This is a genomic window from Citrobacter sp. EC_71, assembly GCF_019584005.1.
In the GTDB taxonomy this organism is placed as follows: Bacteria; Pseudomonadota; Gammaproteobacteria; order Enterobacterales; family Enterobacteriaceae; genus Citrobacter; species Citrobacter werkmanii.
The window spans coordinates 155732-175880 of sequence record NZ_VDAY01000006.1 but is presented as its reverse complement, the minus strand read 5'-3'; the positions used below and the strand labels follow the sequence as shown (position 1 = coordinate 175880).

General features: G+C 51.5%; 20 protein-coding genes. 11 read left to right on the top strand and 9 right to left on the bottom strand.

The annotated features are described in order from the left end of the window. Positions 1-22: 22 nt before the first annotated feature. The 3 genes from FHD02_RS08620 to hisP are packed head-to-tail and all read left to right on the top strand — an operon-like array spanning position 23 to position 2200. Positions 23-709, top strand: a complete 687-nt coding sequence (locus FHD02_RS08620; protein WP_038642334.1) for a histidine ABC transporter permease HisQ — start codon at positions 23-25, stop codon at positions 707-709. Beyond that, positions 706-1413: a histidine ABC transporter permease HisM gene (gene hisM / locus FHD02_RS08615; protein ID WP_006683637.1), complete on the top strand. Its 708-nt coding sequence runs from the start codon at positions 706-708 to the stop codon at positions 1411-1413. Before FHD02_RS08620 ends, hisM begins: the two co-directional genes overlap by 4 nt. A gap of 13 nt (positions 1414-1426) precedes the next feature. Next, positions 1427-2200 carry a histidine ABC transporter ATP-binding protein HisP gene (hisP, locus tag FHD02_RS08610; RefSeq protein WP_038642330.1) on the top strand — a complete coding sequence of 258 codons (774 nt, stop codon included), beginning with the start codon at positions 1427-1429 and terminating at the stop codon, positions 2198-2200. Positions 2201-2233: 33 nt separating this feature from the next. On the opposite strand, the gene FHD02_RS08605 is transcribed toward hisP, so the two are convergent. From FHD02_RS08605 to yfcG, 4 genes are all read right to left on the bottom strand, one after another. Then, positions 2234-2749 (bottom strand): GNAT family N-acetyltransferase, encoded by a 516-nt coding sequence (locus FHD02_RS08605; protein ID WP_137360959.1) that lies wholly within the window; start codon positions 2747-2749, stop codon positions 2234-2236. A gap of 71 nt (positions 2750-2820) precedes the next feature. Continuing rightward, positions 2821-3714, bottom strand: a complete 894-nt coding sequence (locus FHD02_RS08600) for a TIGR01777 family oxidoreductase (protein ID WP_220393805.1) — start codon at positions 3712-3714, stop codon at positions 2821-2823. A gap of 19 nt (positions 3715-3733) precedes the next feature. After that, positions 3734-4096, bottom strand: a complete 363-nt coding sequence (gene folX / locus FHD02_RS08595) for a dihydroneopterin triphosphate 2'-epimerase (RefSeq protein ID WP_038642324.1) — start codon at positions 4094-4096, stop codon at positions 3734-3736. Positions 4097-4150: 54 nt separating this feature from the next. After that, positions 4151-4786, bottom strand: coding sequence for a GSH-dependent disulfide bond oxidoreductase (gene yfcG, locus FHD02_RS08590; protein WP_137360998.1), 636 nt, complete (start codon positions 4784-4786; stop codon positions 4151-4153). A gap of 134 nt (positions 4787-4920) precedes the next feature. On the opposite strand from yfcG, the gene yfcF reads away from it, so the two are divergent. From yfcF to yfcD, 3 genes are read left to right on the top strand one after another with little or no spacing between them, the layout of a single operon-like run. Next, positions 4921-5565 (top strand): glutathione transferase, encoded by a 645-nt coding sequence (gene yfcF / locus FHD02_RS08585; protein ID WP_220393804.1) that lies wholly within the window; start codon positions 4921-4923, stop codon positions 5563-5565. A 55-nt stretch (positions 5566-5620) separates the two neighbouring features. Then, positions 5621-6172: a phosphodiesterase gene (gene yfcE, locus FHD02_RS08580; RefSeq protein ID WP_220393803.1), complete on the top strand. Its 552-nt coding sequence runs from the start codon at positions 5621-5623 to the stop codon at positions 6170-6172. 56 nt (positions 6173-6228) lie between these two features. Further along, positions 6229-6783, top strand: coding sequence for an NUDIX hydrolase YfcD (gene yfcD, locus FHD02_RS08575; protein ID WP_042307083.1), 555 nt, complete (start codon positions 6229-6231; stop codon positions 6781-6783). A 56-nt stretch (positions 6784-6839) separates the two neighbouring features. On the opposite strand, the gene yfcC is transcribed toward yfcD, so the two are convergent. The 3 genes from yfcC to ackA all read right to left on the bottom strand — a co-directional run bounded on the left by yfcC (position 6840) and on the right by ackA (position 11981). Then, positions 6840-8360 carry a putative basic amino acid antiporter YfcC gene (gene yfcC, locus FHD02_RS08570; RefSeq protein ID WP_042307085.1) on the bottom strand — a complete coding sequence of 507 codons (1521 nt, stop codon included), beginning with the start codon at positions 8358-8360 and terminating at the stop codon, positions 6840-6842. 200 nt (positions 8361-8560) lie between these two features. Further along, complete coding sequence (gene pta / locus FHD02_RS08565) at positions 8561-10702, bottom strand: phosphate acetyltransferase (protein ID WP_042307087.1); 2142 nt, start codon at positions 10700-10702, stop codon at positions 8561-8563. 76 nt (positions 10703-10778) lie between these two features. After that, positions 10779-11981, bottom strand: coding sequence for an acetate kinase (ackA, locus tag FHD02_RS08560; RefSeq protein ID WP_042307090.1), 1203 nt, complete (start codon positions 11979-11981; stop codon positions 10779-10781). A gap of 339 nt (positions 11982-12320) precedes the next feature. Between ackA and yfbV the strand changes: the two genes are divergently transcribed. The 4 genes from yfbV (at position 12321) to FHD02_RS08540 (ending at position 15934) form a co-directional block, all read left to right on the top strand. Further along, a complete protein-coding gene (yfbV, locus tag FHD02_RS08555; RefSeq protein WP_038642312.1) occupies positions 12321-12776 on the top strand; it encodes a terminus macrodomain insulation protein YfbV in 456 nt (151 codons plus the stop codon). A gap of 83 nt (positions 12777-12859) precedes the next feature. Further along, positions 12860-13354 carry a YfbU family protein gene (locus tag FHD02_RS08550; protein ID WP_006683652.1) on the top strand — a complete coding sequence of 165 codons (495 nt, stop codon included), beginning with the start codon at positions 12860-12862 and terminating at the stop codon, positions 13352-13354. Beyond that, positions 13347-14024 (top strand): sugar phosphatase, encoded by a 678-nt coding sequence (locus tag FHD02_RS08545; protein ID WP_087051296.1) that lies wholly within the window; start codon positions 13347-13349, stop codon positions 14022-14024. The genes FHD02_RS08550 and FHD02_RS08545 overlap by 8 nt, the downstream gene beginning before the upstream one ends. A 77-nt stretch (positions 14025-14101) precedes the next feature. After that, positions 14102-15934 (top strand): SLC13 family permease, encoded by a 1833-nt coding sequence (locus tag FHD02_RS08540; protein WP_038642308.1) that lies wholly within the window; start codon positions 14102-14104, stop codon positions 15932-15934. Between the two features lie 48 nt (positions 15935-15982). Here FHD02_RS08540 and yfbR read toward each other — a convergent pair whose 3' ends face one another. Next, positions 15983-16582: a 5'-deoxynucleotidase gene (gene yfbR, locus FHD02_RS08535; protein WP_042307093.1), complete on the bottom strand. Its 600-nt coding sequence runs from the start codon at positions 16580-16582 to the stop codon at positions 15983-15985. Positions 16583-16679: 97 nt separating this feature from the next. Beyond that, positions 16680-17897, bottom strand: a complete 1218-nt coding sequence (gene alaA / locus FHD02_RS08530) for an alanine transaminase AlaA (protein WP_005129483.1) — start codon at positions 17895-17897, stop codon at positions 16680-16682. Positions 17898-18818: 921 nt separating this feature from the next. Between alaA and lrhA the strand changes: the two genes are divergently transcribed. Next, on the top strand, positions 18819-19757 hold the full coding sequence (lrhA, locus tag FHD02_RS08525) for a transcriptional regulator LrhA (protein ID WP_042307095.1): 939 nt from the start codon (positions 18819-18821) through the stop codon (positions 19755-19757). Positions 19758-20149: the final 392 nt, after the last annotated feature.

Here is a 20149-nt window from a genome sequence, read left to right as displayed (position 1 = left end):
CACACACGACAGGACAGGCAGCATGTTGTATGGCTTTTCAGGTGTTATTTTACAGGGCGCAATTGTTACGCTTGAGCTGGCGCTCAGTTCAGTGGTGCTGGCGGTTCTGATAGGCCTTGTCGGCGCGGCAGCAAAACTGTCGCAAAGCCGGGCGTTGGGGCTTATTTTCGAAGCGTACACCACGCTTATCCGCGGCGTGCCCGATCTGGTCTTAATGTTGCTCATCTTCTATGGATTACAAATCGCGCTGAATACCATTACCGATGCAATGGGGGTCAGCCAGATTGATATCGATCCGATGGTAGCGGGGATAATCACGCTCGGATTTATCTACGGGGCCTACTTTACGGAAACGTTCCGCGGCGCGTTTATGGCTGTGCCCAAAGGCCATATTGAAGCCGCGACGGCATTCGGCTTTACCAGTTCACAAATTTTTCGCCGCATTATGTTCCCGGCAATGATGCGCTATGCCTTACCGGGAATTGGTAATAACTGGCAGGTTATTCTCAAAGCCACTGCGTTGGTATCGCTGCTCGGTCTGGAAGATGTGGTGAAAGCGACTCAGCTTGCCGGGAAAAGTACCTGGGAGCCGTTCTATTTTGCCGTCGTGTGCGGGGTCATCTATCTGGTGTTTACCACAGTTTCTAATGGTGTGCTGCTGTACCTTGAGCGCCGCTACTCCGTGGGTGTGAAGAGGGCTGACCTGTGATTGAGATTATTCAGGAATACTGGAAGTCCCTGCTGTGGACCGACGGATACCGCTTTACTGGCGTGGCTATCACCCTGTGGCTTCTGATTTCGTCGGTGGTGATGGGCGGGATACTGGCGCTGTTTTTGGCGATTGGTCGCGTTTCCAGTAATAAATTTATTCAGTTTCCCATCTGGTTATTCACCTATATTTTTCGTGGGACACCGCTGTATGTACAACTGCTGGTGTTTTATTCCGGGATGTATACGCTGGAGATAGTCAAAGGAACGGACTTCCTCAACGCATTTTTCCGCAGCGGGTTGAATTGCACTGTACTGGCGTTGACGCTGAATACCTGCGCCTATACGACGGAGATTTTCGCCGGGGCGATTCGTTCTGTGCCGCACGGCGAGATTGAAGCCGCGCGCGCTTACGGTTTCTCGTCATTCAAACTGTATCGCTGCATAATTTTGCCTTCCGCGCTGCGTATTGCGCTGCCGGCATACAGCAATGAAGTGATTTTAATGCTGCATTCCACGGCGCTGGCGTTTACCGCCACGGTGCCTGATTTGTTGAAAATTGCCCGCGATATCAACTCGGCAACGTATCAACCGTTTACCGCTTTCGGTATTGCCGCGGTGCTGTATTTGATTATTTCGTATGTCCTGATCAGTCTGTTCCGTAAAGCGGAAAAACGCTGGTTGCAGCATGTATCCTCTAAATAATTCGAGTAACACGATGTCTGAGAATAAATTAAACGTTATCGATTTACATAAGCACTACGGCGAACATGAAGTGCTGAAAGGGGTTTCGCTGCAGGCTAATGCGGGTGATGTCATCAGTATTATCGGCTCGTCAGGTTCCGGTAAGAGTACCTTTCTGCGCTGCATTAACTTTCTTGAAAAACCGAGTGCTGGTTCCATTGTCGTCAGTGGGCAGAACATTGGTCTGGTGCGAGACAAAGATGGCCAGCTCAAGGTTGCGGACAAAAATCAGCTGCGTTTGCTGCGCACAAGACTAACCATGGTCTTTCAGCACTTTAATCTGTGGAGCCACATGACGGTGCTGGAAAACGTCATGGAAGCGCCGATTCAGGTACTGGGACTGAGCAAGCAGGAAGCCCGCGCACGCGCGGTGAAGTATCTGGCTAAAGTGGGTATTGATGAGCGAGCGCAGGGCAAATATCCGGTGCATTTGTCTGGTGGTCAGCAGCAGCGCGTTTCTATTGCGCGTGCGCTGGCGATGGAACCGGAGGTGTTGCTGTTTGATGAACCCACCTCGGCGCTTGACCCAGAGCTGGTCGGCGAGGTGCTACGCATTATGCAGCAACTGGCCGAAGAGGGGAAAACCATGGTGGTCGTGACCCATGAAATGGGGTTTGCCCGAAATGTCTCCACGCACGTGATTTTTCTGCATCAGGGGAAAATCGAAGAAGAGGGTGACCCGGAGCAGGTATTCGGCAACCCGCAAAGCCCACGCTTGCAGCAGTTCCTCAAAGGATCGCTGAAGTAATTCAGTTGCCCGGAGGCGCCATGCTTTCCGGGCCTACCGCTTTAACGCATCGCACTCCAGGCGATAAACCCAGTCGTCGTGCGCGATCCCATTAATCTCATACGCTTTTTCCAGCACCTGCGTTCGTACAAAGCCTGTCTTTTCCAGAACACGTATCGAACCCTTATTCTCTGCCAGCACGTAAGCATTTATCGCCGTGACGCCAGCATGTTCAAAGGCATATTGGCACACCGCGTTCACGGCATCGCTGGCAATACCTTTCCCCTGTGCATGTGGCATGATGGCGTAACCGAGGTCGGCCTCATGCGGATAAAGATGACTGATTTGCAGACCAATATCGCCGAGCGGCGTCGGGTTGTTATGCTCGCGAATAACAAATGTTTGCTGTGCGGCAAGGCGTCTGGCGAATAACAGACGCGTATCCTTCGCTGGGGCGATGTCGCCCATATAGCGCATGACTTCAGGGCTTTCACGTAATCTCTGGAAAAATGACCAGTCAGAAAATTGAAACAAAGAGAGGGTAAGACGGGGAGTCGATATTTTTGCCATAACGTCGCCATTGCGGAAGTCAGATCTATAACCTTACCATCGCAACGGCGAATGTGAATAGCGCTTAGTAACTATTGGATAACATCCGCTAGCGCCTCTTCTAAATCGTACCAGCGAAACGCGAAACCGGACGCTTCCAGACGTTTGGGTAACGCCCGCTGTCCGCCGAGAACCAGCACGGAAGACTCGCCCATCAGTAGACGTATTACGCCAGCGGGAACGCGCAGAATGGCTGGGCGGTTTAAGGCATGGCCCAGCGCGTGGGCAAACTGCTCATTGTGTACCGGGTAAGGTGAAACCATATTGAAGGGGCCACGAAGATCGTTATCCAGCAGCCAGATAATGCCGTTGACCATATCATCAATATGGATCCAGGCCAGATACTGGCGTCCGTTACCCATCGGGCCGCCTAAACCAAGACGAAATGGTGGGACCATTTTCCCCAGAATCCCGCCAGCAGAGGCCAATACCACGCCGGTACGCAACATACACACGCGGGTTTTGTCACTTTGCGCTGTGCTGGCAATTTGCTCCCAGCGGGCGCACAGTTTATGGGTAAATTCGTTATGCGGCGGCTCTTCTTCCGTGACCACAACTTCGCCCAGATCGCCGTAGTAACCGGTAGCGGAACCGGATATTAACACCGCGGGCGGCGTCTCGCTGGCGTGGATTAAATCGACCAGTTTCTGCGTGATGCCCCAGCGACTCTGACACAGACGCTCCTTTTGCTCAGCGCTCCAGCGCTTATCTGCAATAGGCTCTCCGGCAAGATTAATCACGGCATCAATGCCATTGAGATTTTGCTGCTCTGTCAGCCCCTTCCACAACGTGACCCGAGAGCCGAGAATCTGACGCGCCTTATCAGGGTTACGTGTCACTACGGTTATCTGATGCCCCAGTTCGAACAGGCGGGGGATCAGATGACGTCCAATCAGGCCAGTACCGCCGGTAATCAGAATCTGCATGTCGCCTCCCGGGTTACGTTTAGCGCTGCCAGCTCAGCGTCATGGATACTGAGTCGGCGTAACGCAATGCGTGAAGTTTATCGATCTCTACTTCAGCATAAGTGACCCAGTGATGTTCGCGTGCGATATCGAGCACATCTTGAGTTAATTTTTCTAATAGTGAGAAGCGGTTACTCTCCACGTGCGCAATGATGCTTTTGGTGATAGTGCGATAATTCAGCGCGTCGTTGATGTCTTCGCTGATACGGGCTTTGTCTGCCGGATAATGAATGGCAATGTTGATGACGATATCCTGGCGGTTAAGGATCTCCTCTTCTTTGATGCCGATAAAGGTGCGCAGACGAAGGTTTTTTATACGAATAATAGCGTCAGGTTGTGACATTGCAGGTTTCCTCCATGTATGAACCTATTCATGATACACGAGAATCGAATCGTGTTACCGCTTCTCACTCTGCGCTTGCTGCATGGCGCGTTCCGTGGCAGGCCGCGTACGGATGCGCTCATGCCAGTTATTAACCGCCGGGTAATTGTCGAGGTCGATACGCTGACGCTGGTGGGCATGAATCCATGGCCAGCAGGCTATGTCAGCAATGCTGTAGTGATCGCCCCCCAGCCAGGGGGAGGTTTCCAGACGTTTATTCATCACGTTATACAGGCGCTGAGTTTCAACCTGGTATCTTTCAATGGCGTAGGGGATCGTCTGCGGGGCGTAATGACTGAAATGGTGATTCTGACCGAGCATGGGCCCCAGGCCGCTGACCTGCCAGAACAGCCATTGCAACGTGGCGTGGCGCTCACGTAACTCACCGCTCAGCAGCTTGCCGCTCTTTTCCGCCAGATAGAGTAAAATTTCTCCGGACTCAAACAGGCTGATCGGGCTTCCGCCGTCCTGCGGTGCATTGTCGATAATGGCCGGGATTTTATTGTTCGGCGAGATCTGCAGAAAATCAGGACGAAACTGGCTACCTTTGTTGATATCAACATGAATCAGACGGTATTGCAGCTGCGTCTCTTCAAGAAACAGCGTGATTTTGTGACCGTTTGGCGATGGCGTGTAATAGAGATCGATCATTTTCAGCGTCCGTTTTGTCATGAACCGGGTCATTACAAGTATAGAGGCTGTTAGCGTGCGTGAGTTTTCATCAAGTGACAGCGAGAGAAAGACTCTATATTTTGAAGGCAAGCCAATACACTTCAGAGGACGTTATGAGCAAACCTGCAATTACGCTGTGGTCAGATGCCAATTTTTTCTCCCCTTACGTGCTGTCTGTTTATGTCGCTCTGCAAGAGAAAGGACTACCTTTTACGCTGAAAACTGTTGATCTCAACAGCGGTGAACACTTGCAACCTTCATGGCAAGGTTATGCGTTGACGCGCCGCGTGCCGGTCCTGGAGATTGACGATTTCGAGCTAAGCGAATCATCAGCAATTACTGAGTTTCTGGAAGAGAGCTTTGCCCCGCCGCAGTGGGAGCGCATCTACCCACACGATGTGCAAAAGCTCGCGCGGGCTCGCCAGGTGCAGGCGTGGATCCGCAGCGATCTGATGCCTATTCGTGAAGAACGTTCAACGGATGTAGTTTTTGCTGGCGTGAAAAAAGCGCCGTTGAGCGAAGCCGGAAAAGCCAGTGCAGAAAAATTGTTCGCCACTGCGAGCAGTTTACTGAGCCACGGTAAACAAAATTTATTTGGTGAATGGTGTATCGCTGATTGCGATTTAGCGCTAATGCTTAATCGTCTGGTCCTTAATGGCGATGAGGTGCCAGAAGCGCTTGCGGAATACGCCACCTTCCAGTGGCAGCGCGCTTCCGTTCAGCGTTTTATCGCGCTTTCAGCGAAGCGTTCCTGCTGACCATCGAAGCGTAATCCAGTATCATTACAAGGTACTTTTCAACGAGGAGTGAGTGATGAAACTGATGTTCGCATCGGACATTCATGGTTCGTTGCCAGCCACGGAACGCGTACTCGAACTGTTTACCGCAAATGGTGCGCAATGGCTGGTGATATTGGGTGATGTTTTAAATCACGGACCGCGTAATGCGTTGCCGGAAGGCTATGCGCCCGCGCAGGTTGCAGAGCGGTTGAATGAACTGGCAGCGCGGATTATTGCGGTGCGTGGCAATTGCGACAGTGAAGTGGATCAGATGCTCCTGCATTTTCCGATAACCGCGCCGTGGCAGCAAATTCTGACAGAAAACCAGCGACTCTTTTTGACGCACGGGCATCTTTTGGGCCCGCAAAATATGCCAGCGCTCAGCGCGGGAGATGTACTGGTTTATGGCCATACGCATCTGCCGGTTGCCGAGTTGCAAGGGGATGTCTATCACTTTAACCCCGGCTCGGTAAGCATCCCGAAAGGAGGCTTTGCGGCAAGCTACGGGATTCTGGATGATAATGTTCTCAGCGTCATGGCACTCAATGATCAAAGTGTTATTGCGCAGATCGAGATTAATCCGTAATTTACCCCACAAACATAAACGCGCCGTAAGAGCGCCAGAAAAAAGAAGGTTTCCTGATGGTGGAACAGCGTCATTTGGCAAGTACGGAATGGGTGGATATTGTGAACGAAGACAACGAAGTCATCGCACAGTCCAGCCGGGAACAAATGCGGGCGCAGCGCTTACGCCATCGTGCGACGTATATCGTGGTGCACGATGGTATGGGCAAAATTCTGGTTCAGCGTAGGACTGAGACAAAAGACTTTTTGCCCGGCATGCTGGATGCCACCGCTGGCGGTGTTGTTCAGGCTGACGAGCAGCTACTGGACTCAGCGCGCCGTGAAGCGGAAGAGGAGTTGGGGATTGCGGGCGTGCCGTTTGCCGAGCACGGTCAGTTTTATTTTGAAGACCAGAATTGTCGCGTCTGGGGTGGGCTGTTTAGCTGTGTGTCCCACGGACCGTTCGCGTTACAGGAAGAAGAGGTCAGTGAAGTTTGCTGGCTTACGCCGGAAGAAATTACCGCACGCTGCGACGAATTTACGCCGGACTCTCTGAAAGCGCTGGCGCTGTGGATGACCCGCAACGCCAAGAATGAAGGGGCAAAAGCCGAAAAGCAGGAAGAAGCCGAGTAACGTCTGCTCATCCGGCCTACAGCGTCGAGAAATCATGTAGGCCGGGCAATCATTTTTTAATGGTAACCCATTATCTGCGCACCAATCACCACCACGCTGGACATAATAAACAGCAGGCCTAACAGCGTGGCACCTACTTTCAGCCAGTTACGAAAATCCACCCGACAAACGCCTAACGTTGCCATCAATGATGCCGACGTCGGATAGATAATGTGGCTGAATCCGTCGCCAAACTGGAAGGCCAGTACGGTGACCTGACGGTTTACGCCAACCAGATCGCCCAGCGGCGCTAATAGCGGCATGGTCAATGCAGCCTGGCCAGAGCCGGACGTAACGAAGAAATTAAATACCGCCTGGAACAGCAGCATAAACCATGCAGCGATAGCGTTATCCAGTCCGCTGATACCGTTGGCAATGCTATGCAGCAGGGTATTTAATACGCTGGCTTCGCCCGCCTCTCCGTTACCGACCAGCAGTAATATGCCCTTGGCGAAACCGACCAGCAGGGCGGGAGCAATCATCATTCGCGCACCTTCAGTGAAGGAAGATGCCATGACGTTGACCGTCATACCGTTGAGACGGAACACCACACCGATGATGCCAATCACCAGTCCCATCGTGAAGAACTGGCTGGCGATCTCAGGAATAAACCACGCGTTGACGATAACGCCCCAGACGACCCAAATCATCACCGCGGTCAGTACCAGCAATACCAGCCAGTCGCCCAGCGTGAAGCGTCGTTCTACAACCTCGTCCTGCTGCTCACGAAAGAAGCGGTCGGACTCATGTACCCGGGAGAGAAGCGGATTTTTTTTGATGCGCGCTGCGTAGGCCAGGGTGAAGGTCAACCCTATCAGGGTCGCAACGACCCATACTACGATACGCAGACCGGAACCAGAGAGCACCGGGACACCTGCAATACCCTGCGCGACCACCACGCAGAACGGGTTCATCCATGAACTGGCAAAACCAATTTGGGTAGCGATATAGGTGACCAGCACGGTGGTGATACTGTCGTAACCTAAGCGTACCATCAAAGGCGCAATGATAATGGCAAAAGCAACCGCCTCTTCGCCCATGCCAAACACCGCGCCGCCTAATGAGAAGAGAATAAACAGCACCGGGATAAAGAGAACTTCGTTACCCCGCGTATGACGAATGAGCGCCAGAATGCCATTATCAATGGTTCCGGTACGCATAACGATGCCAAATGCGCCGCCAATCACCAGCATAAACATGATGATACCAACCGCCGTGCCGAACTTAGAGCCGGAGGTTAACCCTTCAAACGGAAAATTCATCAGGCCGGGGCGTTCATCTCCGGTGGTGAAAAACTGCACCCGGTGATACTGCTCTTCACCCGCGTCGTTGGTCAGAATACGAAAAGAGTGGGGGTCAACAACTTTACGGGTTTTGGTTTGCCCATCAACCTGATACTGCACTTCCTGGCTGTCGAACATCCCGACCGGAACTACCCATGTCGCCAGGCTGGTTAAAATGGCGACGAAAAAAATAATCACCAGTGTATCGGGCATCGCCCATTTTTTGGCTGGCTGTGATTCTGTGACTGCTGACATGAAAGACTATCCCTGTTGCAATGCAAAAGAGAGTAAGTATGCAAACAGAAGAATAGTTATTCATTGATGCAGCGCATCCTGGCAAATATTTCAGAATGTACCAAAGAAAAAACAGATATAAAAAAACCGGAAATATCAGCTATTTCCGGTTTGATAAGCAGAAGCGTTACCGGATAAGAGATCCGGCACACTGCAGCAAATTACTGCTGCTGGGAAGACTGGATCGCGGTCAGGGCGATGGTATAGACGATATCGTCTACCAGCGCGCCACGGGACAGGTCGTTCACCGGCTTGCGCATACCCTGCAGCATTGGCCCGATGGAGATCAGGTCGGCAGAACGCTGTACCGCTTTGTAGGTGGTGTTACCGGTGTTCAGATCCGGGAAGATGAACACGGTAGCGCGACCTGCAACCGGCGAGTTCGGCGCTTTGGATTTCGCTACGTCAGCCATAACTGCGGCGTCGTACTGCAACGGACCGTCGATCATCAGGTCAGGACGTTTTTCCTGCGCCAGACGAGTCGCTTCGCGAACTTTCTCTACGTCGCTACCTGCACCAGAGGTACCGGTGGAGTAGGAGAGCATCGCAACGCGCGGTTCGATACCGAAGGCGATGGCGGATTCAGCGGACTGAATGGCGATTTCTGCCAGCTGTTCAGCAGTTGGATCCGGGTTGATCGCACAGTCACCGTAAACGTAAACCTGTTCCGGCAGCAGCATGAAGAACACGGAAGACACCAGAGAGCTACCCGGCGCAGTTTTGATCAACTGCAGCGGCGGACGAATGGTGTTTGCGGTGGTGTGAACGGCACCAGAAACCAGACCGTCAACGTCGTCCTGCTCCAGCATCAGGGTACCGAGAACCACGTTGTCTTCCAGCTGTTCGCGGGCAACGGTTTCGGTCATGCCTTTGTTCTTACGCAGCTCAACCAGGCGAGCAACGTAGCTTTCGCGAACCACATCCGGGTCAACGATTTCTACGCCAGCGCCCAGCTCAACGCCCTGAGAGGCCGCAACGCGGGTGATCTCGTCCGGGTTACCCAACAGAACGCAGGTAGCGATACCGCGTTCAGCACAGATAGCAGCCGCTTTAACGGTGCGCGGTTCGTCGCCTTCCGGCAGAACAACGCGTTTGCCCGCTTTACGCGCCAGCTCGGTCAGCTGATAACGGAACGCCGGCGGAGACAGACGACGGCTGCGCTCAGAGGTCGCGGTCAGAGATTCAATCCAGTCAGCGTTGATGTAGTTAGCAACGTATTCCTGAACTTTTTCGATGCGCTCGTGATCGTCAACCGGAACTTCCAGGTTGAAGCTCTGCAGGCTCAGAGAGGTCTGCCAGGTATTGGTGTTCACCATGAATACTGGCAGGCCGGTAGCGAATGCACGTTCGCACAGTTTGTTGATGCGCGCGTCCATTTCGTAGCCGCCGGTCAGCAGCAGTGCACCGATTTCTACACCGTTCATCGCTGCCAGACATGCTGCAACCAGCACGTCAGGACGGTCGGCAGAAGTCACCAGCAGAGAACCTGCGCGGAAGTGCTCCAGCATGTGCGGAATGCTGCGTGCGCAGAAAGTCACAGACTTCACGCGGCGGGTGTTGATATCGCCTTCGTTAACGATGGTGGCGTTCAGGTGACGCGCCATATCGATTGCACGGGTAGCGATCAGATCGAAGCTCCATGGCACCGCGCCCAGAACCGGCAGCGGGCTGGATTCTTGCAGTTTAGCCGGATCAACTTTGATCACCTGCGCCTTGGAAGAGTCGTCGAAAATCTCGGACAGATCCGGGCGAGTACGGCCCTGGTCATCAACCGGCGCGTTCAGTTTGTTAACGATAACGCCAGTGATGTTGGTGTTTTTCGCGCCGCCGAAGCTGCTGCGAGTCAGTTCAATACGCTCGTTCAGCTGTTCCGGAGTATCGGTGCCCTGAGACATCACGAAGACGATTTCCGCATTCAGCGTTTTCGCGATTTCGTAGTTCAGAGACTGCGCGAACTGATGTTTACGGGTTGGGACCAGGCCTTCAACCAGTACGACTTCAGCATCTTTGGTGTTCGCGTGGTAATTCGCGATGATCTCTTCCATCAGCACATCTTTCTGATTGCTGGAGAGCAGAGATTCAACGTGGCTCATCTTCAGCGGCTCAGCAGCTGGCAGGTTAGAGTTAGCACGAACGATAGTAGTAGTCTGGTCTGGCGCATCGCCACCGGCACGAGGCTGAGCGATTGGCTTAAAGACGCTCAGACGAACGCCTTTGCGTTCCATAGCGCGGATCACGCCGAGGCTGACGCTGGTCAGGCCGACGCTGGTTCCGGTAGGGATCAGCATAATAATACGGGACACGGTTTATCCTCTTTCGTTACCGCCCATTTCAGGCGGGTTACAAAACAGCACCGCCAGCTAGGCTGGCGGTGTGAAATCAGGCAGTCAGACGGCTCGCGTCTTGCGCGATAACCAGTTCTTCGTTGGTTGGGATAACCACCGCAGGACGGGTACCTTCTTTGTTGATGAAACCAGATTTGCCGAAACGTGCGGCCAGGTTACGTTCGTGGTCAACTTCAAAGCCCAGAACGCCCAGTTTGCCCAGAGACAGTTCACGAACCATCGCTGCGTTTTCACCGATACCACCGGTGAAGACAACCGCATCCAGACGACCATCCATCAGCGCAGTGTAAGAACCGATGTACTTCGCCAGACGGTGGCAGTAAACGTCCATTGCACGTTTAGCGTCTTCTTTGGTTGCGTAGTTATCTTCAACATAACGGCAGTCGCTGGTGACTTCGGTCAGACCCAGCAGGCCGGACTCTTTGGTCAGCATTTTGTTGATCTGGTCAACGCTCATGCCCAGGGTGTCGTGCAGGTGGAAGATGATCGCCGGGTCGATGTCACCGGAACGCGTACCCATCACCAGACCTTCCAGCGGGGTCAGACCCATGGAGGTATCAACACATTTACCGTTACGGATAGCAGATACAGAACCGCCGTTGCCCAGGTGGCAAGTGATGATGTTCAGTTCATCAACCGGTTTGTTCAGCATTTTTGCCGCTTCCTGAGTAACAAAGAAGTGGCTGGTACCGTGCGCGCCGTAACGACGAACGCCGTGTTCTTTGTACAGGCTGTACGGCAGAGCATAGAGGTAAGACTCTTCCGGCATAGTCTGATGGAACGCGGTGTCGAATACAGCCACGTTTTTGTCTTTCAGGCTTGGGAAGGATTTCAGCGCTTCTGCGATACCGATGAGGTGAGCAGGGTTATGCAGCGGTGCGAAAGAGGCAGAATCTTTGATGCCCTGGATAACAGAATCATCGATAACCACAGAGCTGGTATACTTCTCGCCGCCGTGTACGATACGGTGACCGATAGCGGTCAATTGCGCAGACAATTCTGGTTTTTGTGCCAGAATAGTGTTAACGATAAAGTTCAGCGCTTCACTGTGAGCGGCGCCTGCACCTAAAGCCGCTTCTTGTTTACCGCCGTCCATTTTCCACTTGATGCGTGCTTCTGGGAGATGGAAACATTCGGCTAAACCAGAGAGGTATTCTTCACCGTTTACTGCATCGATGATGGCAAATTTCAGTGAGGAGCTACCGCAGTTCAGAACCAGTACTAACTTACTCGACATGGAAGTACCTATTTATGATACGTGGCTAAAAAAACGTCAGGGAGCCATAGAGCGTAGCGCATGATGACACCGACGTTTATGATTAACATCATGCGCCAGAGTCTTTTTGGGCACGATGGAATAAATACCTTTGAGTCTATGTCATTTTGCGTATTTTTCAGCCAGTGGCATACTGTATGCCAATTTGACGACTCAATGATTTTGGACTAAAGGCCTTACAGGCCGGCACAGGATACCTGAATGTGGGTATCAAAGACAAAATGTTTTGAACGATGTCCCTTGTAGTTGTTGTTTTGCACAAATTTTTTAATTTTTATATGTGAAGTTGAGGTAACCGCCATGTCGACACCGGATAATCGTTCCGTCAATTTTTTTAGTTTGTTTCGCCGGGGGCAGCACTATGCGAAGACGTGGCCAATGGAAAAGCGCCTCGCGCCCGTGTTTGTTGAGAACCGCGTGATCCGCATGACGCGTTACGCAATCCGTTTTATGCCGCCCATCGCTGTTTTCACCTTATGCTGGCAAATTGCTTTAGGCGGGCAGTTGGGACCGGCCGTGGCGACAGCGCTGTTTGCACTCAGCCTGCCGATGCAGGGCATGTGGTGGCTGGGTAAGCGTTCTGTCACGCCGCTGCCGCCTTCAATACTCAACTGGTTCTACGAAGTTCGGGGTAAATTGCAAGAGGCCGGACAGGCGCTCGCTCCGGTAGAAGGAAAGCCTGATTATCAGGCGCTGGCTGACACGCTTAAGCGCGCCTTCAAACAACTGGATAAAACTTTCCTCGATGATTTGTAATTGACCCCTGATTACGCATATAAAAGAAGGCACAAGATGCCTTCTTTTTTTTCATCGCAGTAGTAGTGATACAGGAGTCCCAAATGGAAATGACCAACGCTCAACGTCTGATTTTGTCGAATCAGTACAAAATGATGACTATGCTCGATCCCACTAACGCCGAGCGTTATCGTCGTTTGCAGACGATTATTGAACGCGGTTACGGCTTGCAGATGCGTGAGTTGGATCGTGAGTTTGGTGAGCTGACGGAAGAAACCTGTCGTACGATTATCGATATTATGGAGATGTATCACGCATTACATGTCTCCTGGACCAATCTAAAAGACGCGCAGTCTATTGATGAGCGACGCGTGACCTTCCTCGGTTTTGACGCCGCAACGGAAGCCCGTTTCCTCGGGTACGTTCGTTTTATGGTCAATGTGGAAGGGCGTTATACCCACTTCGATGCGGGTACGCATGGTTTCAACGCCCAGACCCCGATGTGGGAAAAATATCAGCGTATGCTGAATGTCTGGCACTCTTGCCCGCGCCAGTATCACCTGAGCGCGAATGAAATTAACCAAATCATTAATGCCTGAGGGGGCGAGCGTGCAGTGCAAAGGTTTTCTGTTTGATCTGGATGGAACGCTGGTCGATTCCTTACCCGCAGTAGAACGCGCGTGGTGCAACTGGGCCGATCGTTTTGGCCTCGATCACGCCGAGGTGCTCGGCTTTATTCATGGTAAGCAGGCCATTACCTCCCTGCGACACTTTATGGTGGGCAAGTCCGAGGCGGAGATCGCTGCGGAGTTCACCCGCCTGGAGCAGATCGAAGCGACGGAAACCGCGGGGATCACCGCGCTGCCAGGGGCGGTTGATTTGCTCAACCATCTCAACAAAGCGGGCATCCCATGGGCGATTGTGACTTCAGGATCAATGCCGGTCGCACGGGCGCGCCATCGTGTCGCAGGACTTCCTGCTCCTGAGGTGTTTGTCACTGCCGAACGGGTAAAAAGAGGTAAACCAGAGCCTGACGCCTATCTGTTAGGCGCTCAGTTACTGGGCCTGGCGCCACAGGAATGCGCGGTAGTCGAGGATGCGCCCGCAGGGGTGCTCTCGGGACTGGCTGCAGGGTGCCATGTAATAGCGGTAAATGCGCCAGCGGACACGCCGCGTCTGGATGAGGTCGATTTTTCGCTGACCAGTCTGGAACATATTTCTGTGACCAAACAGCCCAACGGAAATGTGGTCGTTGTAAGAAATACCTGATCATGATTTAGCCCCAGATTGTTGGGGCTTTTTTATGGCAGAATCGGTCCATCCCTCTCATTTAACAAGGATATGTTGTGAACGGTGAATTGATATGGGTTCTCTCATTGCTGGCGATTGCCGTCGTCTTGTTTGCAACTGGCAGAGTGCGTATGGACGCGATCGCTTTGCTGGTCATTATTGCCTTTGTTCTGAGTGGAACATTGAGCATCACAGAAGCTTTTTCCGGGTTCAGCGATCCTAACGTTATTTTGATCGCGGCTTTATTTATTATCGGCGACGGTCTGGTGCGTACCGGGGTGGCGACGGTGATGGGGGCCTGGCTGGTGAAGGTCGCCGGCAGCAGTGAAGTCAAAATGCTGGTGTTGCTGATGATAACCGTGGCCGGGCTCGGTGCGTTTATGAGTTCGACCGGCGTGGTTGCTATCTTTATACCGGTTGTCTTAAGCGTTTCCATGCGCATGCAAATTTCTCCCTCACGTCTGATGATGCCGCTGAGCTTTGCCGGATTGATAAGCGGCATGATGACGCTGGTGGCGACACCGCCAAACCTGGTCGTCAACAGTGAGTTGCTACGCGAAGGACTTAACGGTTTCAGCTTTTTTAGCGTCACTCCGCTGGGGCTGGTGGTTCTGGTGCTTGGCATAATTTATATGCTGCTGATGCGCTTTATGCTGAAGGGCGAAGATTCCGGGCAGCCAGGAGACGGTTGGAAACGCCGGACTTTTCGCGATTTAATCAAAGAGTATCGCCTTACGGGGCGTGCCCGCCGTCTGGCTATTCGCCCTGGTTCACCGATGATTGGCCAGCGTCTGGACGACCTGAAACTGCGTGAGCGTTACGGAGCAAACGTGATTGGTGTGGAGCGCTGGCGGCGCTTTCGTCGCGTGATTGTTGACGTTAACGGGGTTTCTGAGTTTCGCGCCCGTGACGTGCTGCTGATTGATATGTCTGCAGCGGATGTTGATCTGCGAGAATTTTGCAGTGAGCAACTGCTGGAGCCGATGGTGCTGCGCGGGGAATACTTCTCCGAGCAGGCGTTGGATGTGGGCATGGCCGAGATCTCACTGATCCCAGAATCGGAACTGATTGGCAAAACGGTACGGGAGATAGCCTTTCGTACGCGTTACGGTCTGAATGTGGTCGGCCTGAAACGCGATGGTACGGCGCTGGCAGGCGCGGTGGTGGATGAACCGTTGCTGATGGGGGATATCATTCTGGTGGTGGGTAACTGGAAGCTCATCACACTGCTGGGACAAAAAGGGCGCGACTTCGTGGTGTTGAACATGCCAGCTGAGGTCAGTGAAGCTTCCCCGGCGCACAGCCAGGCGCCGCATGCCATTTTCTGCCTGGTGCTGATGGTCGCCCTGATGCTTACCGATGAAATTCCTAATACGGTTGCCGCAATTATCGCCTGCCTGCTGATGGGGAAATTCCGCTGTATCGATGCCGAAAGCGCCTATAAAGCGATTCACTGGCCAAGCATTATTTTGATCGTCGGGATGATGCCCTTCGCATTGGCGCTACAAAAAACTGGCGGTGTCGATCTGGTGGTAAAAGGACTGATGGACGTTGGCGGCGGGTATGGCCCGTACATGATGCTGGGCTGCCTGTTCGTCCTGTGCGCGAGCATCGGGTTATTTATCTCTAACACTGCAACGGCGGTACTCATGGCGCCAATCGCCCTGGCGGCGGCAAAGTCGATGGGGGTTTCGCCGTATCCTTTTGCGATGGTGATTGCAATGGCGGCATCCGCAGCCTTTATGACACCGGTCTCTTCGCCGGTAAACACGCTGGTGCTGGGACCGGGTAACTATAGCTTTAGCGATTTCGTGAAAATTGGCGTGCCGTTTACGGTGATCGTGATGGCGGTGTGCGTGGTGATGATCCCGATGCTGTTCCCGTTTTGATTTTTATGTGCCGGATAAGACGTTGACGTCGCCATCCGGCAAAATCGTTTAAAGCGGTGAATCCTGGCTGATCTCATCTAATGAGAGGTGAAAGCTCGGGACAAACACCTCCATAAAATAGTCCATCTCTTCGCTGCGCCGCGACTCCAGCGTTTTTTCCAGCCGCGTTTTCGCCAATAGGAACTCATTATTGCCCGCCGAAAGTTCCTCCAGACACTTCAGATAGGCGCACAGCGCATCGGCCTGTTTGACGATAGATTTCTCTTCTTCGCTGTAAGCATGTTCATCAATCAGCGGAGCAAAAATATCGCGCAGCTCGTCGGGCACCATATCGACCAGCTTTTGCTGGGCAATTTTCTCTATCGCTTTATATTCCTGGGCGATTTGTGAGTTGAAGTATTTTACCGGGGTAGGGAGGTCACCGGTCAGCACCTCTGAAGCATCATGGTACATTGCCAACAGGGCAATGCGCTCTGCATTAAGCTGACCACCAAATTTACGGTTTTTAATCGCGGCCAACGCATGAGCGACCATGGCAACTTGCAAACTATGCTCGGACACGTTTTCGGTGCGCACGTTGCGCATCAGCGGCCAGCGGTTAATGAGCTTCAGGCGGGAGAGGTGGGCAAAAAAGTGGCTCTGCTTCATAACGACCCTTATATGATGGCAACCTGTGAGTCATTGTGCGCAGAGAAGGCTGTCAGATGCAAATACTCGTCATACTGATCCAACAGCCCGTGTTTTATTACAGCTGGTGATACCCTGACAGGAAGCGCTCAAATTTACTCAGCGACATTTCGATATCGTCAATGCGCGGGAGCGTGACGATGCGGAAATGATCCGGCCACGGCCAGTTGAACGCCGTTCCCTGAACCAGCAGCACTTTTTCCTGCAACAGGAAGTCGAGCACCATTTTCTGGTCGTCATGAATGTTGAAGCGTTTAGCGTCGATTTTTGGGAACATATACAGCGCGCCGCGCGGTTTCACGCAGGAGACGCCGGGAATATCATTGAGTAACTCCCAGGCGCGGTTGCGTTGTTCATACAGGCGCCCGCCAGGCATGATAAATTCACTGATGCTCTGGTATCCGCCCAGCGCGGTCTGAATCGCATGTTGCGCCGGAACGTTAGCACATAAGCGCATAGAGGCCAGCATCTCAAGACCTTCGATGTACCCCTTGGCATGTTTCTTCGGCCCGTTCAGCACCATCCAGCCCTGACGGAAACCGGCAACGCGATAGGTTTTTGACAGGCCATTGAAGGTGATAGTCAGCAGGTCCGGAGCCATTGCGGCGATCGAGTGGTGTTCAGCGTCATCGTAGAGAATTTTGTCGTAAATCTCGTCCGCAAAAATGATGAGATTGTTCTGGCGAGCAATTTCAACAATCTCCATCAGCAGCTCTTTGGAGTAAACAGCGCCGGTTGGGTTGTTGGGGTTAATGATGACGATCCCACGCGTGCGCGGGGTAATTTTTGCGCGAATGTCGTCCAGGTCCGGGAACCAGTCAGATGATTCGTCACACAGGTAGTGCACGGCATTACCGCCGGAGAGCGATACCGCCGCCGTCCACAGCGGGTAATCAGGTGCCGGAACGAGCATTTCGTCCCCACTGTTCAGCAATGCCTGCATGGCCTGCACAATCAATTCGGAAACGCCGTTACCGATATAGATATCTTCCACGGTCACATCGCGCATCCCGCGGGCCTGGTAATGCTGCATGATCGCTTTACGGGCTGAATAGAGACCTTTTGAGTCGCAATATCCTTGCGCTGTTGGCAAATTGCGGATCACATCAACCAGAATTTCATCTGGCGCTTCAAACCCGAATGGCGCCGGGTTGCCGATGTTCAGTTTCAGAACTTTATTGCCTTCTTCTTCCAGGCGCTTTGCTTCCTTCAGAACCGGGCCGCGAATGTCATAACAGACGTTTTCTAATTTGCTGGATTTTTCAATGGGGGACATGAACGTTGACCTTTTTAGCTGTGAATGCCACTCCCTGCCATGGAAGTCAGCCCAGCACAATGTACTCCCACGACGGTAAGTTTTGAAGGGTCTTTAGTAGAAGATTTTGAAAATCCATGAAGTTATAATTAACTGTTAATAACTAAATAACGCAATTATCATGAAATAATAATCTGGTTAATTTTATTATATTGGTGATATGTTTTGTGGTGTTGGTTTGGGTGTGGTGGTTTGTCTGGTCAAAAAAACTTAACTCTGTAAAGCAAAAGATCGCCGACACATAAGCGGTATGACGTCATTCGAAAATACTGAGGTTTTATCTGCGAGGGCTGTTATCGGCCTGATCCGCGCGTGGTACGGTGTGAATTCATTGTTAAGCATAATTAATGAATTGAGGGATTCTTAATTAATTATTATTTAATATTTAAATCGCATTAATTTTAATGGACTAATAATACGAAAACCTCAGTTCTGACATAACGCCTTGTTGCCTCGAATTATTCGCGATAACACTTATAAATATAGTGGTTTTAGGTTAAGATAAGTCTCATGAAATGGTGCGTAGTAAGAATTTTACGATAATTCAAATGTTTGTTGGTTGTTCCTAACATACTGAAAAGTTAGTTTTTAATGTGTAAATTATTGTTCGTTAACTTTTTTTAAATTTACATGTTTTCCATTAGTCAGAATCATCCAGCAGCTAAAAATATGGCCCTTTCTCGTTGCTATATTCCGATGAGTGTCACGGTTATTATATAGCGTAGAAAGAGAATTGTTTCGTTTGTTAAACCAAATACATCCTTATTTTCACCTGGTTACACTAAGCGAAACTGCAAGGAAGGCAGGCAGATAACAAATGGAGTTGTTTGATTCTGAATGCACAGCATTAACACGGTATGACCCGCGAGTAAGTGAAAAACTATGATAAATGCAAATCGTCCGATAATTAACCTCGACCTCGATCTGCTGAGAACCTTCGTTGCTGTTGCCGACCTGAATACCTTCGCGGCTGCGGCAGCTGCGGTATGTCGCACTCAGTCTGCGGTGAGTCAGCAAATGCAGCGTCTTGAGCAACTCGTGGGGAAAGAGTTGTTCGCGCGCCATGGACGCAACAAACTGCTGACCGAACATGGTATACAGCTGTTGGGTTACGCCAGAAAAATCTTGCGTTTTAATGATGAGGCATGCTCATCATTAATGTTTAACAATCTTCAGGGAGTGTTAACTATCGGAGCTTCTGATGAATCTGCCGATACTATACTGCCTTTCCTGCTCAACCGTATAAGTTCGGTTTATCCGAAGCTTGCATTGGATGTGAGGGTCAAGCGCAACGCCTATATGGTGGATATGCTGAAGTCGCAAGAAGTGGATTTGGTGGTAACGACTAACCGTCCGGGCGATTTTGAATGCCTGAATCTGCGCACTTCACCGACGCACTGGTATTGTGCAGCTGAATATATCCTGCAAAAAGGTGAGCCGGTTCCGTTGGTTCTGCTGGACGATCCGAGCCCGTTCCGCGATATGGTGTTGGCAACGCTGAATGCTGCACAGATCCCGTGGCGCTTAGCGTATGTTGCTTCAACATTGCCTGCGGTTCGTGCTGCGGTCAAAGCCGGTCTGGGCGTTACTGCGCGTCCCGTTGAAATGATGAGTCCTGATTTACGCGTACTGGGCGCGGCGGACGGATTACCGCCACTGCCTGATACCGAGTATCTGTTGTGCTGCGATCCGGCTACGCAAAATGATTTAGCTCAGGTTATCTTTAACTCGATGCAGACTTATCAAAATCCTTGGCAATACAATCAGTTTACCCCCGAAGGGGGAGATGATTCGCTCCTTGTTGAAGGGGACTTCGAGTAACGCGTCACAAAAAACGTTTTAAAATGTAAGTGTAAAAAAAGAGCCGCTAATGATGAAAAAACATCCAGCGGCTCTTTTTTTAAGTAAATAACGTTGGTTTATGTCATTTGCTATACTAAAACTTAACAAAATCAGCGGGTAAAAAAACAGCCTGCAAACAGGGTGAAAAATAAGCAGCAGAAGTGTTAATTGTTTCCATGTTAAAAAACTAGAGAAATTGTTGCTGTTTTTTATGGTGAATTAACAAAAGCGTGTCACAGATCAAGAAAATACTCCCATTTAGGGGGAGGCATTAGTGTGAATTCCTGTCAAAATAGACGTGTATTATCTTTTTTACTTCACTACGGACACGATTCAACAACATTAAAAAAGACCGATGATGCGATCGAAAT